At 70.0% G+C, this 14828-nt stretch carries 12 protein-coding genes and 1 pseudogene; 9 read left to right on the top strand and 4 right to left on the bottom strand.

Annotation, left to right across the window (positions count from 1 at the left end):
• The first annotated feature begins 494 nt into the window (after positions 1 to 494).
• From M2437_RS16360 to M2437_RS16350, 3 genes are all read left to right on the top strand, one after another.
• A complete protein-coding gene (locus M2437_RS16360; RefSeq protein WP_253388072.1) occupies positions 495 to 1304 on the top strand; it encodes an invasion associated locus B family protein in 810 nt (269 codons plus the stop codon).
• 550 nt (positions 1305 to 1854) lie between these two features.
• Entirely contained in the window at positions 1855 to 2613 is a 759-nt protein-coding gene (gene cobF / locus M2437_RS16355) for a precorrin-6A synthase (deacetylating) (protein WP_253388071.1), read from the top strand.
• Positions 2614 to 2862: 249 nt separating this feature from the next.
• Positions 2863 to 4173: a COG3904 family protein gene (locus tag M2437_RS16350; protein WP_253388070.1), complete on the top strand. Its 1311-nt coding sequence runs from the start codon at positions 2863 to 2865 to the stop codon at positions 4171 to 4173.
• Positions 4174 to 4192: 19 nt separating this feature from the next.
• Here M2437_RS16350 and M2437_RS16345 read toward each other — a convergent pair whose 3' ends face one another.
• Positions 4193 to 4759 carry a hypothetical protein gene (locus M2437_RS16345; RefSeq protein WP_253388069.1) on the bottom strand — a complete coding sequence of 189 codons (567 nt, stop codon included), beginning with the start codon at positions 4757 to 4759 and terminating at the stop codon, positions 4193 to 4195.
• Positions 4760 to 5120: 361 nt separating this feature from the next.
• On the opposite strand from M2437_RS16345, the gene M2437_RS16340 reads away from it, so the two are divergent.
• The 3 genes from M2437_RS16340 to M2437_RS16330 all read left to right on the top strand — a co-directional run bounded on the left by M2437_RS16340 (position 5121) and on the right by M2437_RS16330 (position 7826).
• Complete coding sequence (locus M2437_RS16340; RefSeq protein ID WP_003607087.1) at positions 5121 to 5810, top strand: division plane positioning ATPase MipZ; 690 nt, start codon at positions 5121 to 5123, stop codon at positions 5808 to 5810.
• Positions 5794 to 6147, top strand: coding sequence for a ribbon-helix-helix domain-containing protein (locus tag M2437_RS16335; protein ID WP_003607086.1), 354 nt, complete (start codon positions 5794 to 5796; stop codon positions 6145 to 6147). Before M2437_RS16340 ends, M2437_RS16335 begins: the two co-directional genes overlap by 17 nt.
• Before the next feature lie 266 nt (positions 6148 to 6413).
• Positions 6414 to 7826 carry a septal ring lytic transglycosylase RlpA family protein gene (locus tag M2437_RS16330; RefSeq protein WP_253388068.1) on the top strand — a complete coding sequence of 471 codons (1413 nt, stop codon included), beginning with the start codon at positions 6414 to 6416 and terminating at the stop codon, positions 7824 to 7826.
• Between the two features lie 175 nt (positions 7827 to 8001).
• On the opposite strand, the gene M2437_RS16325 is transcribed toward M2437_RS16330, so the two are convergent.
• Together M2437_RS16325 and M2437_RS16320 are read right to left on the bottom strand one after the other, a co-directional pair.
• Positions 8002 to 9900 carry an aq_1923 C-terminal domain gene (locus M2437_RS16325; protein WP_253388067.1) on the bottom strand — a complete coding sequence of 633 codons (1899 nt, stop codon included), beginning with the start codon at positions 9898 to 9900 and terminating at the stop codon, positions 8002 to 8004.
• 192 nt (positions 9901 to 10092) lie between these two features.
• Positions 10093 to 10419, bottom strand: coding sequence for a HesB/IscA family protein (locus M2437_RS16320; RefSeq protein WP_253388066.1), 327 nt, complete (start codon positions 10417 to 10419; stop codon positions 10093 to 10095).
• 126 nt (positions 10420 to 10545) lie between these two features.
• Here M2437_RS16320 and M2437_RS16315 point away from each other — a divergent pair, with 126 nt between their 5' ends.
• Positions 10546 to 11799, top strand: a complete 1254-nt coding sequence (locus M2437_RS16315) for a deoxyguanosinetriphosphate triphosphohydrolase (protein ID WP_253388065.1) — start codon at positions 10546 to 10548, stop codon at positions 11797 to 11799.
• A 27-nt stretch (positions 11800 to 11826) separates the two neighbouring features.
• On the opposite strand, the gene M2437_RS16310 is transcribed toward M2437_RS16315, so the two are convergent.
• Positions 11827 to 12360: a hypothetical protein gene (locus M2437_RS16310; RefSeq protein WP_253388064.1), complete on the bottom strand. Its 534-nt coding sequence runs from the start codon at positions 12358 to 12360 to the stop codon at positions 11827 to 11829.
• Positions 12361 to 12504: 144 nt separating this feature from the next.
• Here M2437_RS16310 and M2437_RS16305 point away from each other — a divergent pair, with 144 nt between their 5' ends.
• Positions 12505 to 12966 carry an acyl-CoA thioesterase gene (locus tag M2437_RS16305; RefSeq protein WP_253389633.1) on the top strand — a complete coding sequence of 154 codons (462 nt, stop codon included), beginning with the start codon at positions 12505 to 12507 and terminating at the stop codon, positions 12964 to 12966.
• Between the two features lie 94 nt (positions 12967 to 13060).
• Positions 13061 to 14819: pseudogene (argS, locus tag M2437_RS16300) on the top strand (arginine--tRNA ligase).
• The last annotated feature ends 9 nt before the right edge of the window (positions 14820 to 14828 follow it).

Below are 14828 nucleotides of genomic sequence, written 5' to 3'. Positions count from 1 at the left end.
GCGGTGAAGCCGACGCAATCCCGGGCTCGTCCTGCGAAAGTATCGTTCCCGTGTTCGAAAACCGTCCCATGCGGCCTCCCAGGCAGCGAAGGCGAGGCGGCAGGCCGCGCCCAAGGCCCGGTCAACCGCCGCCGCCGAGCCCGGCTCCTGATGACCCGGCGGGGCCCGAACACGACCTCTCGAGGCGAGAAACCGGCCAAACGGCCCTTCTAATCCGCAAGTGGGCCGGGCATGCGACTTGAGGCGGCGGTTGCAGGGGTGTAGGGCGCAGGCGTCATGCCTTCGCCGCATTCCAGGGGAAAGCAGGCCGCCGTCTCGTTCGGGTAGAAATCGTGCCGCGCCCGAGGCTGCCTCTGCCGATCCGGCGCACCGCCAGGAAGGCCGCGCCTCGGACCGATCGGCCGGGCCTGCGGCCATCCCACGAGGCCGCAGCGGACCGAGTGAGCACCGCGTCACGTATCTACGCGCCATCCGTTGAAGGGGTCATAACGCCGATGTTCCTTGCCAAGTTCTCCATGGCCAAGCCTTCCGCGCGCCCACTGCGCGTGGCCGCGATCCTCGCCATGGCGGGCCTGGGCGCCGGCCTGGGCGGAACCGCGTTCGCGCAGAAGAAGCCGGCCGCTCCGACCCCGGCCCCGGCCCCGGCCCCCGCGCAGGCCCAGCCGGCCGCGCCGGCCCAGCAGCAGGGTCAGGCTGCCGGCCCGCAGCTCATCAATGTGAAGTCCGAGCCGAGCCAGGCCGACTGGACCAAGGTCTGCGGTAAGGATCAGGGTTCGGGCACCGACGTCTGCTACACCACCCGCGACTTCGTGTCGGATAACGGCCAGCCGGTGCTCGCCGTCGCGGTCTACGACATGAAGAACGCCGCGACGAAGCAGGAGGTGAAGGTCGTTCGCTTCCTGCTGCCGCTCGGCCTGATGCTGGCGCCCGGCATGCGCTTCGATGTCGACGGCAAGGAAGTGACCGGCGGCAAGTTCGCGGTCTGCTTCCCCAACGGCTGCTTCGCCGAGGCCGGCGGCGTCTCGAACGAGCTGATGACCGGCTTCAAGAAGGGCACGACGCTCAACGTCCGGGTCCAGAACCAGACCCAGCGCGAAGTCGTGTTCGCGGTGCCGCTCACCGGCTTCGGCAAGGCCTTCGACGGCCCGGCCATCGACCCGAAGGTGCTCGAGGAGCAGCAGAAGAAGCTCCAGGCCGAGATGGAGAAGCGCAGCGAAGACATGCGCAAGAAGCTGGAGCAGCAGGGCTCGGCCGGCGCCGCCCCGGCTCCCGCGGCCCCGGCCGCCAGCGCCGCGCCGAAGTAAACCGCGCCGCTCTACGGACTTCGACAAGGAAAGCCCCGCCGTGCTCGCCACGGCGGGGCTTTCTCGTTCCCGGAGCGGCCGGTGCGGAACGCCTGGCCGCCTCAAGCGAAGAGCGAAACGCAACCACGAGGGGCTTCGTGCGTTCGGCATGTCCCAGATCAGCCGGGCGGCAACAGTCAACCGCCAAGTTGTCGTTAAGGATGTTTCGCCGAGCGGCGTCTGGGATAGCGGGAGCAATGGTGACGAAACGCACCGCGCAATCCCACTGCACAAGGTTAGGGGTTATTTAACGATCACGGCGGCCGCGAAGGAGCCGCAACGGAGTTCAGGCAATGAGCCAGCGCATCGACGACATCAAGTTCATGGCGACCATGACCTTCGTCACCCTGTTCGGGACCTGCCTCACGGCGCTGGTGGGCTGAGCCTCAGCTACTCCGAGCGCCGTCCGATCCGGAGGCTCCCTTACTAGCCCGGATCCGTTAAGAAGCCGCTTCCATCTCTCCCCTCGCGGGGATGTCGCCGGGACCAAGCCCGGCCGGAAGCGTGAACCGTGCGACACATCCACGTCATCGGCATCGGAACCGGCAACCCGGAGCACCTGACGATCCAGGGCCTTCAGGCGTTGAAGGCGACCGATGCGGTCTTCGCCCTCGACAAGGGGGACGCCAAAGCCGGCCTGATCGGCGTGCGCCGCCAGATCTGCGACCGCTACATCGAGGGGCGGCCCTACCGCTTCGTCGAGGCCGCCGATCCCGAGCGCGACCGCCGCCCCGTGGATTACGGCGTGGCGGTGGACGATTGGCACGCGGCCCGCGCGGCTCTCTACGAGGATCTCATCGCCGAGCATCTGCGCGAGGACGAGCGGGGTGCTTTCCTCGTCTGGGGCGACCCGTCCCTCTACGACAGCACCCTGCGCATCCTGGAGCGCGTGCTCATCCGTGGCCGCGTCGGCTTCACCTACGACGTGATCCCCGGCATCACCAGCGTGCAGGCGCTCGCTGCCGCCCACCGCATCCCGCTCCACCGCATCGGCGAACCGGTGCGGATCACCACCGGCCGGCGGCTCCGCGACGGTTTGGGCGAGGAGCCCGGCGCTACCGTGGTGATGCTCGATGGCGACCCGCGCTTCGAGGGGCTCGACCCTGATCTGACGATCCACTGGGGCGCCTATCTCGGCACGCCGGACGAGTTGCTCGTCGCCGGTCGGCTCGGTGACGTGGCCGAGGACATCCGCCAAGTGCGCGCCGAGGCCCGTGCCCGCCACGGCTGGATCATGGACATCTATCTGCTGCTCAAACCCGCTCCCTGACGCTGCCGACGCTCCGCCCTCGCGCTGCGACATAGTGTCGAGGCGGGGAAGCCTCTGCCGCAAACGATGCGGCTCGAAACCGATTTCTTCCCCGCCCTCCCATCCCCGGCGACAAGGGTCGCCTCCGGTCGCTTTTTCGCCCTGGCAAAGGCCTTGCGTCGCCGCTCTCGCGATGGACATTTCTCGGGTCGAACGAGAACCCGAACCATCCTGTGGGGGCGAATAATGGCGGCTGGCTCGCGGCGGGCCGTGCGCGGTGTTGCTTGCGTCTCGGTCGGGCTGGCCGGCGCCCTGATGGCGGGGATCCTGCTCTCCGGACCGGGCCGGACGACGAGCCCGCGCGGGGCGATCGATCCGGTCGGCGGGCTCACGACCCGCACCGATCTCCGTGCGACCGCGTCGGAAGCGCCCGCGACCCGCATCGTCCTCGGGCCCGGTGAGCACGATATACGCCTGTCCGGCGAACTGACCGAGGGGGCGGCCGAGCGGCTCGCCGGGCTGCTCGAGACTCACCGCACAGTCGAGCGCATCCATCTCACCAGCGAGGGCGGCCTGGTCGATGAGGGCGCGGCCATTGGCGCGCTGATCGCGGAGCACGGCCTCGTCACCTACGTGCCGGATTACTGCGTCTCCGCCTGCACCCTGGCCTTCGTGCGCGGGCGCGAGCGGCTGGTCCTGGCGGAGGCTCGGCTCGGCTTCCACGCGCCCTACGAAACCGGCCCGCTCGGCGTCGAGATCGCGGCCGACAGCGCGCCCGAACGCGCCGCCTACCTCGCGGCGGGAATCAGCGCCGATTTCGTCGATGCCGCCCTCCAAGTCCGGCCGGACGACTTGATGATCCCCGACACCGACACCCTGGTGAGGGCCGGCGTCGCCACCGGCCGGGTCGATGCCTACCGCTTTCCCGATTCCACCCTCGACGACGGTGCCGACCCGGAGCGGGCCCGCACCATAATCCTGCGCGACGTGCCGCTGCTGGACGCGGTGGAGGCCGACGCACCGGGGACGATCGCGCCGATCGCGGCATGGTACCTCGACGGCTATCGCCGGGGCCGCTCCGAGGGAGACGCCGTCGACGGTGTCCGCCGGATGGCGGCGCAGGCCGTGGCGCGAAGCCTCGCCGAGGCCGACCCGGCCGCCCTGACCGATCTCGGCCGGATGATCCTGCAAACGATGCAGCGTCCGAGTTCGGACCGAAAGCGCATCTGCGCATCGGCCGAGGACGGGGTAGGCGCCGTGCTGACGCGGTCACGCCTCGGCGCGGCACAGCTCGCCGAGGGGCGGGCGATCCTGTCGCGGGCGCTCGGGTTGAGGGCGACGGAGGCGGCGCCCCAGCCCCTCCGGGAGGCTTCGACGGGGCAGGCGGCCATCGCCGTGGCGACGGTGACGGCCTTACCAAAGTCGGCGCGCGGGCGCGGCTGCGCGGCCCTGCGAAAAGCCTTCGCGGTTGCCCTGGCCCGCCCCATGCCCGAGGCAGCGCAGGCCTTGCGCCCGCTGCTCTTCCCCGCGTCGCCGGCACGCTCGCGCCCCGCGCTCGAAGCCTCCGCGCAATCGCGATAAATCCGGGCTGCCGCGCGCGTCAGTGCACCTGCCGTCGGGTGCCGCGGAGATGGCGGGCCAGCTCGTGGCCGACCTCGATGGCGACCTCGTCGACAAGGCGGGCCAGGGGCGGATTGCGCAGGCCCGCGACCAATCCCTTCATCGCCGCGGCATGGTCGGCAAGGCGGTTGGCTTGCCGCTGAGCTTGGTGGACCTCCGAATCGACCGGCCGGCGCCCTTCGGTCAGGTCGAAGGCGAGCCCCTGGGTCGTGAGTGCCCCCGTTTCAGGATCGCGCCCGCTTCGCCCCATTAGGCGCAGCCAGCGCGGACCGTCGGGGCCGGGCCGCGTGCGGAACTCGGCCTCAAAAGGTCGTCCGTCTTCCCCCGCCGCCCGCAGCACGCTTTCCAGCCGGACCGCGTCCTCGGCCTCCAAAGCCGCCAGCGCCAGCGTCAGAGGTGCCCCGGCCGCCGAGGCCGCCGGTACGGCCAGGAGGCGCGCCAGGACCGGGGACAGAGCGAGTCGGTTGGAATCAGGGTCATGGGCCCAGGCCCCAATGCAGGCGGAGCCGGCGAAGGCGGAGGGAAGGTCAGGTTGAAAAGCCGTCATCTCAAGGCACCGGCATCGCTTCTGCAGGCATGTCAGACCGCAGCCTGGACGCTCGGCGAGCTCCCCAGGATCGACCCGACGAAAGCGGTTTCCTCGGCCAAACCGGCCGCAAAACGAAATCTCAGGTAAACTTTCTGCCGTCAAACTTGCCTTAGGTTACGATAGCGGAATGCAACCGTCCTCGTAAAGCGCTCAACCGGCGCAACGGCGAAAACTCAACCTCAAGTCAACAGAGCGCGGACGCGGGCCGGCATCGGCCTTAACGGCCGGTTAACTATGTTAGGTGAAATCCGGGGTCTGGGCGGCCCCGGGATCACAGGACCGGCAGCCCGACGAAACCGAGAGCGGTGGGGTGGCCGGCATGAAAGCAATCACGTTCGTCACGCAGAAGGGAGGCAGCGGCAAGAGCACCCTGTGCATCTCGCTCGCGGTCGCCGCACAGGAAGCCGGGCACGCGGTCTGCATCCTGGAGATGGACCGGCAGGCCACGATCACCGACTGGCTCGATCACCGCACCGCCGACGGCCCCGAAGTGGCCCAGATCGACGCCACGCAGATCGACCTCGTGATGGAGCGGCTGGCGGAATCGTCCTACGACTACGTGTTCATCGATACCCCCGGCATCGATTCCAACGGGACGCTCTCGGCGATCCGCGCGGCGGATCTGTGCATCATCCCCTGCCGGCCGACCCCCGCCGACCTGCGCGCCTTCAAGCCGACGCTCGCCGCCGTCTACCGCCTGGAAAAGAAGTTCGCCTTCGTCCTGAACCAGACCCCGCCACGCTCCTACCGCATCCGCGATGCCGCCGACGGGCTCGCGGTGCTCGGCATCCTGCCCGACGTCAACATCGTGGCGCGCAACGACCATCAGGACGCCATCGGCGTCGGCCAGGGCGTCACCGAATTCAATCCGAAGGGTCAGGCCGCGGGCGAAGTCCGCCGGCTGTGGAGCTGGATCGAGCGCCGCATGCAGGCGACGGGGCAGCGGACCCGCAAGGGAGCGGCCGCAGAGACGGCCAAGGACACGAGAAAGCATGTCAAGGCGGCCTAAGCTCGACCTCGCCTCGATCGTCGCCTCCGCCGGCCCGGCCGGCGGGCCGCGCAAAGGCGGCGCCCGATCGGCTGCAAAGGCGAACAGCCCGGCGGGCGCGGAGATCGTCCGGCTCGATCTGGCGGCCTCGGCGCCTCCGGCACGGGCCGGAACCCTCAAAGAGCGCGCCAAGCAGATGTCGGTCTATCTGGAGCCCCCGGTCTACGACCAGCTCCGGGACTTGGCCTATGCCGAGCGCACCAAGATGCACGCCCTGATGCTCGAAGCCCTCGACCTTCTGTTCAAGCAGCGCGGCGCCCGCTCGATCGAGCAGGTGCTGGGCGAGAACCCGCGCTGAGAAACGGGAGGCCGCCCTTCGCTTCACGGGGCCCGTCATGACGTGCGGCGCAGCCGTCCTCTCGAGTCGTTCAGACCGTCTGCGCACACAACGCCTCGGCTCTCCCACGGCCTGAGCGCCCGTTCAGCCTTCCTTTACCGCGTCCGGACGATCCTCTGGGGACGGCCGGACGTGTGTTCCGGCTCGGCGTAGCGTGATCCCCTTAAGGCCCAGCTTTCCGCGGCCTTGGGGGAATCTGTGGCGTAGGCGGGGAGCGGGCGAGCGACATGACTCATGTCATGCCACGGGATTTGGCATCGATCAGGACGGCCGCGGACGCTCCGACGCGGGGTGCGATGCCGGTCCTGCGATCGGCCCTGCAGCTCCTGGCGGTCTGCGCGGTGGCGCTGACGACCGCCAACTGCGCCAACAATCCGGCCAAGCTCGCGGGCGGCGCCTCCTCGGGCAGCGAGATCGATCCGAAATACGGCGTGAAGGCGAGCCGCCGCCTCTACAACGAGGGCGACGTGATCCCGAAGGGGGGCGGGCGGCGCTTCTCGGGCAAGCCCTACGTGGTGGCGGGCAAGACCTACGTGCCGCGTGAGGATGCCCGCGGCTACGTGCGCGAGGGCCTCGCCTCCTGGTACGGCAGCGCCTTCCACGGCCGGGTCACCGCCAACGGCGAAGTCTTCGACCGCCACTCCATCGCCGCCGCGCACCCCACGCTGCCGCTGCCGAGCTATGTCCGGGTGACCAACCTCGACAACGGCCACTCGATGATCCTGCGCGTCAACGACCGCGGCCCCTACCATGCCAACCGTCTCATGGACGTGTCCGAGGAGGCGGCCCGCGCGCTCGAATTCCACCGCAAGGGCACGGCGCGGGTGCGCGTCGAATATGCCGGCAAGGCCTCCGTCGCCGGCAGCGACGATCGCAAGCTGCTCGCCACCCTGCGCACCGACGGTCGCCCCGCCGCGATCGGGCGCGCGCCGGTGATGATGGCCGATCTCGGCCCCTCCGAGCCCGAGGCTGCACCCGAGCGGCTCGAACGCGCCTCCCGCGCACTCGCCTTCCGCCCGGCGGGCGAGCGCGACGACGACGCGCCGGAGACGGCGGCACCGGTCACGCGCCCGGCCCGGCCCGCGCCGATCGTGCTGGCCAGCGCCGCCGTCGCCGTCCCGGCGGCGTTGCAGCCGACGGCTGCCCGCGCCGCGCCGTTCCGTCCGGCTCCGGTGGCGCTCGCCGCCGCCCCGGCCAAGCCGGCGATCGAGCCGCGCCGCATGATGGCCGAAACCGGCCGCTCCGCTCAGCCGGCACAGGGCCGGCACAAGGATGCGACGGTTCCGGCCCCGACGCGTCTGGCCTCCACTCCGGTGAAGGGCGCCTCCGTGCCCGTCCGTACCGCGCAAGCGGTGCCGATGAAGGCAGCGGCCACCAAGATGCCGGTCCAGCAATTCGCCGCCACCGGCGCCGTCAAAGGCGCGCCCAAGCCCATCGGCAAAGCCGCGGCGCCCGAACCCGTCTCGCGTATGGCGGCGATGCCGCCGACCTCGAAGCAGGCGATCGCCAAGCTCGCCAGCACGGCCCCGGCGCCGGGCACCAAGCCCGCCGCCAAGACGGCTAGCAAGACGGCCGTGGCCCAGGCCCCCGGCCATTCCGGCGCCAAGGCGAAACGCTCGCAGGTGGCGGCGGCGAACTGACGCCAACCGACCGAAAGGGCCATCGCTCAGTGCGATCGGCCCACGGTTTCCGTTGCTTATGGAAAGCCCACGCCGGCCGACGCGGCTGATGGCTGTCGTGCCGCGAAGCCGCCCGAGCGGCTTCGCGCATGGACCCGGCCCCCACCGAGTCGGCGTATGACAAAGACCGGGACGACTACTCGGCCTTGGCATTCACCTCGAGCTTGTCGAGGACCGCCGCCGGGGTCGGGGCGGTGCTGACATCGACCATGCCGAGGCCGTCGCCGCTCTTCGCCTTGGCGCTGATCGAGAGCGTGCCGGGCTTGGCCACGAACTTGCCCATCGCCGCGCCGATCGCCTTGGCGGCCGCCGAGTTGCCGAGGATCACCGGCACGCCGATCACGCTCGCCGTCACGTATTCCTTGCGCAGTTCGTCGGGCTTGAGGCTCAGCACCTTCGCCTGGGCGTCGATGAAGCGCTCGAACAGGCCGCCATTCTCCAGCGTCAGGTCCAGCGCCTTGGCGGTGGCCGAGAGCATGGCGAAGCCCGAAACCGCGGCATCGGGGTCGAACACCTCGGGGCCGATGCCGCCGAGCGTCGCGTTGAGGTGGAGCCGGCCCATATTCTTGCCGGAGAGCGACAGCGCCTTGAAGCTCAGTTCGCGCTTGTCCTCGCTCCAGGCGGTGTCGGCGGTGGCGTCGAGATCGAGGTCGCGGTAGCCGTAGAGGCCGAGCGAACCGAGACCGGGAACGCCCTCCACGGCGGAGGCCGGCATGGTGAGGCCGTTGAGCATGAAACGCGTCTCGGTCGGCACGCCGTCCTTCGGGGGCCCGAAGCTCATGCTGGCGCCGCGCAGGCCGATATGGAGCGGCGGGAGCGGAACAAGCTTCGGCGCCTTGAGCGGATCGCCCGAGGCGGCCGGGGGCGTCACCGCCACCTGCGCGAGATCGAGCCCGAGATCGGACAAGGTCAGGGTGCCGATGACCGGCGTCAGGCGGCGCAGCTCCGCCTCCTGCAGGTCCGGCGCCGGAGCGGCCCCCTTCCCGGGATCGATGCCGGCGGGGAGCGGTGCCTTGGCGAGGCGGCGCAGGGCGGCGATGGTCGGCTCCAGGGAGAAGCCGGTGAGCGAGAGGCGGGCGATCTTGCCCTGCGCCTCCTTGGCGCCGAAGCCGATCTCGGCGAGCGTGATGCCGGCCTCGCCGCCGCCCGCATAGCTCATGCGGCCGATGCTGAAGGAGAGCGGGTCATCGCCCTTCACCTCCTTCACATTCAGGTCCGTCGCCTCGAGGCTGCCGACCGAGACCGCTTCGGCGAGATCCGCGAGCAGGCCGGCCGAGCGGGCACGCTTGGCCCGGTCGTCCTCGGCCAACCCGCCATCGCCCAACGCTTCCACGGCGCCGCGCCAGGTCGCCGGCGTCTGGCGTCCGGCGAGGTCGCGGCCGATCAGGCGGGCGATCGACACCGTGGTGCCGCGCTCGTCGATGAAGGCGATGCTTTCGACGGCGAGCGCCACGTAGAGGCGCTGGAGCGGGCTGCTTGCGTCGCCGGCCTCGCTGTAGAGGCGCGCCAGCGCGGTGAGATCGACCTCCTCGGCGCGGATACGGCCGTAGCTGCCGCTGCCCGCCTGCGGCGCGCCCTCGACGGTGAGCGTCGCGCCGGCCGCGGTCAGTTCGCTGATGCGCCCGGCCCGGATCGTGCGCGCGGCCACGTCGCGGTAGGTCACGACCTGCCGCCGCTCGCCGTCGCGGCGCTCGACGCGCAGCTCCGGCATGGTGAGGCTGCCGGCATCGAGGCGCTGAAGCCGGGCCGGCCAGAGATCCTTGACCGGGTCCTTCGCGTCCTTGGCGTCGGCCTTGAAGATCGCGAGCAGGTCGTCGCGGGAGAGGCGCGTGCCGCTCACTGTCACCTTCGGCGCGGTGACGAGCGTGTCGCCGAAGGCGAGGCTCACGTTGTCGAGGACAAGATCCTGGACCGCGGACGCTGCCTCCTGTGCCATGGCCGGCGCCAGGGGCGCGGGCCCTGTCAGCAGCGCGACCGCGCAAGCCGAGGCAAGCAGTGCCCGCATGAGGACGGGACGGCGCGTCGATGACGTCATGGCTGGATCAGATCGCAGGCTGGCGGGAGATCGGAGAAGGGCCGTGAGACTTCCATCCCTGCCGGTTTTCCACAGGCGTGGCAATTGCGCCGGTGCCACGGCAGGGCAATCGCGCGAAGCCGCTTGGGTGGGCTCATGGCGCTTGAGGCCAGAATGGCGATCGCTTCACCCGATCGCCGGGTCGGGCTCTCCTCAGATCGCGAAGGAGGTGCCGCAGCCGCAGGAGGCGGTGGCGAGCGGGTTCACGATCTTGAAGGACTGGCCGATCAGGTCGTTCACGAAATCGATGGTCGCGCCGCCCATATATTCGAGCGAGACCGGATCGACGAGCACGGTGGCGCCGTCGCGCTCGATCACCACGTCGTCGCCCTCGCGGGCGCGGGTGATGTCGAAGGCATAGGAGAAGCCCGAGCAGCCGCCGCCGTTCACGCTGATGCGCAGCGACGAGCCGGGGGGCTCGGCACCCATGATCTCGTTGATCCGCTTGGCGGCGCGGGCGGTGAGGTTGATGTCGGCCATCGTGGCGCGGCCCCGTTTCTCGAACCGGTGTCGTGAAGGTAAGAGCCCGTGATTGCCGCGGGCTTCTCCCGACCCAAGATATGGGGTGCGAGGGCTGGCCGCAACGCGGCTGCGAAAGGAAGAGCTGTGCAGGTGCGGCAGAACGGCGAGCGCTGGCGGGCGCCCTACGCCACCGATCCGGCGGCGACCCGCGGGCGGCTGATCCCCGAGGCGTTCTCGCCCACCCGCAGCGACTTCCAGCGCGACCGCGACCGGATCATCCACTCCACCGCTTTCCGGCGGCTGAAGCACAAGACGCAGGTCTTCGTGCATCACGAGGGCGACCATTACCGCACGCGGCTCACCCACAGCCTGGAGGTCAGCCAGATCGCCCGGGCGCTCGCCCGCGCACTCGGCCTCGATGAGGATCTCGCCGAGGCGCTGGCGCTGAGTCATGACCTCGGCCACACCTGTTTCGGGCATACCGGCGAGGACGCGCTGCACGCCTGCATGGCCGAGTATGGCGGCTTCGACCACAACGCCCAGGCTTTGCGCATCGTCACCCGGCTGGAGCGGCGCTATGCCGGCTTCGACGGCCTCAACCTGACCTGGGAGACGCTGGAGGGGCTGGTCAAGCATAACGGCCCGCTCCTCGACGCCTCCGGCGCGCCGGTCCGGCGCTACGCCGCCGACGGCATCCCGGCAGCCGTGCTCGAATACAACGCGGCCAACGACCTCGAACTGTCGCGCTTCGCCGGCCCGGAGGCGCAGGGCGCGGCACTCGCCGACGACATCGCCTACGATGCCCACGACCTCGACGACGGCCTGCGGGCCGGGCTGTTCGATCTTGCCGACCTCACGGCCGTGCCGTTCCTGAACGGTCTGCTCGACGAGATCGACATCCTGCATCCCGGCCTGGAGCCGTCGCGAAAGATCCACGAGCTGGCGCGCCGGGTCATCACGCGCTTCGTCGAGGACGTGATCCGCGAGAGCGAGGCGCGCATCGCCGCGCTGGCCCCCCGCAGCGTCGGCGACATCCGCGCCGCGCAGGAGCCGGTCATCGCCTTCTCGCCCGCCATCGCCACGGCGGATGCGGACATCAAGCGCTTCCTGTTCGCGCGGATGTACCGCCACCCGGAAGTGATGGCGGTGCGGGCCAAGGCCGCGACCATCGTCGACGACCTATTCTCGGCCTTCCGCGCCGACCCCGCGCGGATGCCGGCCGAATGGTCGGAGGGTCTGGAGAATGCCAGCGAGGCCCGCCTCGCCCGGCGCATCGCCGACTACATCGCCGGCATGACCGACACCTACGCGGTGCTGGAGCACGGCCGGCTGTTTGCGGCGACGCCCAACTTGCACTGGAGCCCGCCGAGCCGCGGCCTGCCGCTGACGGAGCCGTGAGACACCGCCAGCGGAAGGCTCATGCTCTCATTCGCAGACGCAGCCCGCGCCGTAGCCGGTGTTGTAGATCGGGGCATTGCCGTAGGTGACGGGCGCGTAGCCATAGGCCGGTGCCGCGTAGCCGTAGGCGGGCGCGGCGTAGCCGCCGTAACCACCCCAGCCGTAGCCGCCGCCCAGCGCACCGCCGGCAAGCCCGAGGCCCAGCCCCAATCCGGCACCGGCCAGGCCGATCCCGGCCCCCGCGAGACCGATCCCGGCCCCCCGTCCGTAGCCGTAGCCGCGGCCGTAGACGCCGCGCGCGGTGTATCCGCGATATCCGAAGCCGTGATGGCCATAGCCGCGATGCCCAAAGCCGCCGCGATGGCCGGCGAACCCGCCGCGATACCCACCGAAGCGGCCGGCCTGACCGAAGCGGGCGCCATAGCCGTGATGGCCGTAGCCGCCCTGATGGCGACCGCCGCCGACATACCCGCCATGTCCGCCGAACTCGCGGGCCTCGGCGGTTGCGGGTGCGAGGATCAGGGTGGCGAGGGCCGTGGCGGCGAGGGCGAAAGACTTCATCGAAACAGTCTCCATGCAGGATCTTGCCTCGACAACGCCGCCCTTCGCGCCCTGCGTGCAACGCTGCATTCTACCGAGAGAGCCTCTTGTCCCCGCGCGAAAGGCGGCACGGGAAAAGCATAAGGCCAGATGACGGAGGACCGATTGAGCGCCGACCGCACCACCCCGCGCGACACTCGCGCCGCCTATCCCCGGCTCGTGCCGCTGACGACGCGCTGGGGCGACAACGACGTCTACGGGCACGTCAACAATGTCGTCTACTACGCCTTCTTCGACACGGCGGTGAACGGGATCCTGGTGGAGGCGGGCGCCCTCGACATCGCCCGCTCCCCCGTCATCGGCCTCGTGGTCGAGACGGGCTGCCGCTACTTCGCTTCGGTCGCCTTCCCCGATCGGATCACCGCCGGCGTGCGGGTGTCCCATCTCGGCCGCACCAGCGTGCGCTACGAGATCGCGATCTTTCGCGAGGACGAGGCGGAAGCCGCCGCGCAGGGGCACTTCGTCCACGTCTATGTCGACCGGGAGACGCGCCGGCCGGTGCCGCTGCCCGAGCGGCTGCGGGCCGTGCTGGCGGAACTCGCGGCCGTCCGAGGGGAGGCGCCGTGACACTCCCGCCCGCCATTGCTATGCCGCCCCGGACGGTTCCGGCCGCCCGACGCGCGGGTGGGCCGGCACGCGGTAACGACGAACACTGAGCCTCATGAACATCTTCGCCCTCTTCGAGACGCGCGTGCGCGAGGCGCTCGAATCCCTCACCCGCTCCGGCCGGCTGCCCGAGGGGCTCGACCTGTCGCGCGTCGTGGTCGAGCCGCCGCGCGACGCCTCGCACGGCGATCTCGCCACCAACGCTGCCCTGGTGCTGGCCAAGGAGGCCAAGCAGAACCCGAAGGCGCTCGGCGAGGCGCTGGCCGAAGAACTGCGCGCCGATCCCCGCATCGTCGAGGCGAGCGTGGCGGGCCCCGGCTTCATCAACCTGCGGCTCGCACCGGAGGTTTTTCAGGATGTGATCCGTGCCGCGCTCAGCGAGGGCGAGAATTTCGGGCGCGGACAAATGCCGGGCGGCCCGGTCAACATCGAGTATGTCTCGGCCAACCCCACCGGGCCGATGCATGTCGGCCATGGGCGGGGCGCGGTGTTCGGCGATGCGCTCGCGAACCTGCTCGCCGCCGCCGGCCGGCCGGTGACGCGCGAGTACTACATCAACGATGCCGGCGCGCAGGTCGATGTGCTCGCCCGCTCCGCCTATCTGCGCTACCGCGAGGCGCTGGGCGAGACGATCACCATCCCCGAGGGACTCTATCCCGGCGACTACCTCAAGCCGGTGGGGATGAGGCTGGCGGAAAACGCACGGCCGGGCGCTCCTCGACCGGCCCGAGCACGAATGGCTGCCGCAGGTGCGCCGCTTCGCCATCGACGCGATGATGGCGATGATCCGTGAGGATCTCGCGGCGATCGGCATCCGCCACGACGTGTTCTTCTCGGAAGCCACGCTCCAAGGCGAGAACGGCGGCAAGGTCGCGGAGCTGCTCGACGCGCTGCGGCAGAAGGGCCTCGTCTACGAGGGGCGCCTGCCGCCGCCCAAGGGCCAGTTGCCCGACGATTGGGAGGACCGGGAGCAGACCCTGTTTCGCTCGAGCCAGTTCGGCGACGACGTGGACCGAGCGCTGCTGAAGTCCGACGGCTCCTTCACCTATTTCGCCTCCGACATCGCCTATCACCGCGACAAGTGGCTGCGCGGCGCCAACGAACTCATCGACGTGCTCGGCGCCGACCATGGTGGCTACGTCAAGCGGATGCAGGCGGCGGTGAAGGCGGTCAGCGACGGGCAGGCCCGGCTCGACGTCAAGCTCTGTCAGCTCGTGCGGCTCTTACGCGCAGGCGAGCCGGTGAAGATGTCGAAGCGCGCGGGCGAGTTCGTGACCCTGCGCGACGTCATCGACGAAGTCGGTCGCGACGCGATCCGCTTCATGATGCTCTACCGCAAGAACGACGCGACGCTGGATTTCGACCTCGCCAAGGTGGTGGAGCAGTCGAAGGACAACCCGGTCTTCTACGTGCAGTACGGCCACGCCCGCCGCTTCTCGGTGCTGCGCCAAGCCCGCGAAGCGCTGCCCGGCGAGGATTTTTCGCCCGCGGCGCTGCTGGCCGACGCGGACCTGTCGGTGCTCACCGATCCCGGCGAGATCGAGATGATGCGCCTGATTGCCCAGTATCCGCGGGTGCTCGAATCAGCGGCGGCGGCGCACGAACCGCACCGAATTGCGTTCTACCTCTATGAAACGGCAAGTTCGCTTCATAGTTTCTGGAATAAGGGCAAAGACTTGCCGCAATTACGGATTGTTAATCCAACCGACAGAAACTCCACCCGGGCTCGCTTAGCCCTCGTCGAGGCTTTGGGCGGCGTTCTCGCCTCCGGCCTCGCGGTTTTGGGCGTCTCCGCACCCAACGAGATGCGGTGACCGAGGACG

This window comes from Methylorubrum pseudosasae, from assembly GCF_029504475.1.
Lineage (GTDB): Bacteria > Pseudomonadota > Alphaproteobacteria > Rhizobiales > Beijerinckiaceae > Methylobacterium > Methylobacterium extorquens.
This window is presented reverse-complemented; position numbering and strand designations above follow the sequence as displayed.

Excerpts from the sequence above, each read along its gene's own strand:
- M2437_RS16360 (WP_253388072.1), top strand. The coding sequence starts at position 495 with ATGTTCCTTGCCAAGTTCTCCATGGCCAAGCCTTCCGCGCGCCCACTG.
- M2437_RS16345 (WP_253388069.1), bottom strand. The coding sequence starts at position 4,759 with ATGACGGCTTTTCAACCTGACCTTCCCTCCGCCTTCGCCGGCTCCGCC.
- M2437_RS16340 (WP_003607087.1), top strand. The coding sequence starts at position 5,121 with ATGAAAGCAATCACGTTCGTCACGCAGAAGGGAGGCAGCGGCAAGAGC.
- M2437_RS16335 (WP_003607086.1), top strand. The coding sequence starts at position 5,794 with ATGTCAAGGCGGCCTAAGCTCGACCTCGCCTCGATCGTCGCCTCCGCC.
- M2437_RS16330 (WP_253388068.1), top strand. The coding sequence starts at position 6,414 with ATGACTCATGTCATGCCACGGGATTTGGCATCGATCAGGACGGCCGCG.
- M2437_RS16325 (WP_253388067.1), bottom strand. The coding sequence starts at position 9,900 with ATGACGTCATCGACGCGCCGTCCCGTCCTCATGCGGGCACTGCTTGCC.
- M2437_RS16320 (WP_253388066.1), bottom strand. The coding sequence starts at position 10,419 with ATGGCCGACATCAACCTCACCGCCCGCGCCGCCAAGCGGATCAACGAG.
- M2437_RS16310 (WP_253388064.1), bottom strand. The coding sequence starts at position 12,360 with ATGAAGTCTTTCGCCCTCGCCGCCACGGCCCTCGCCACCCTGATCCTC.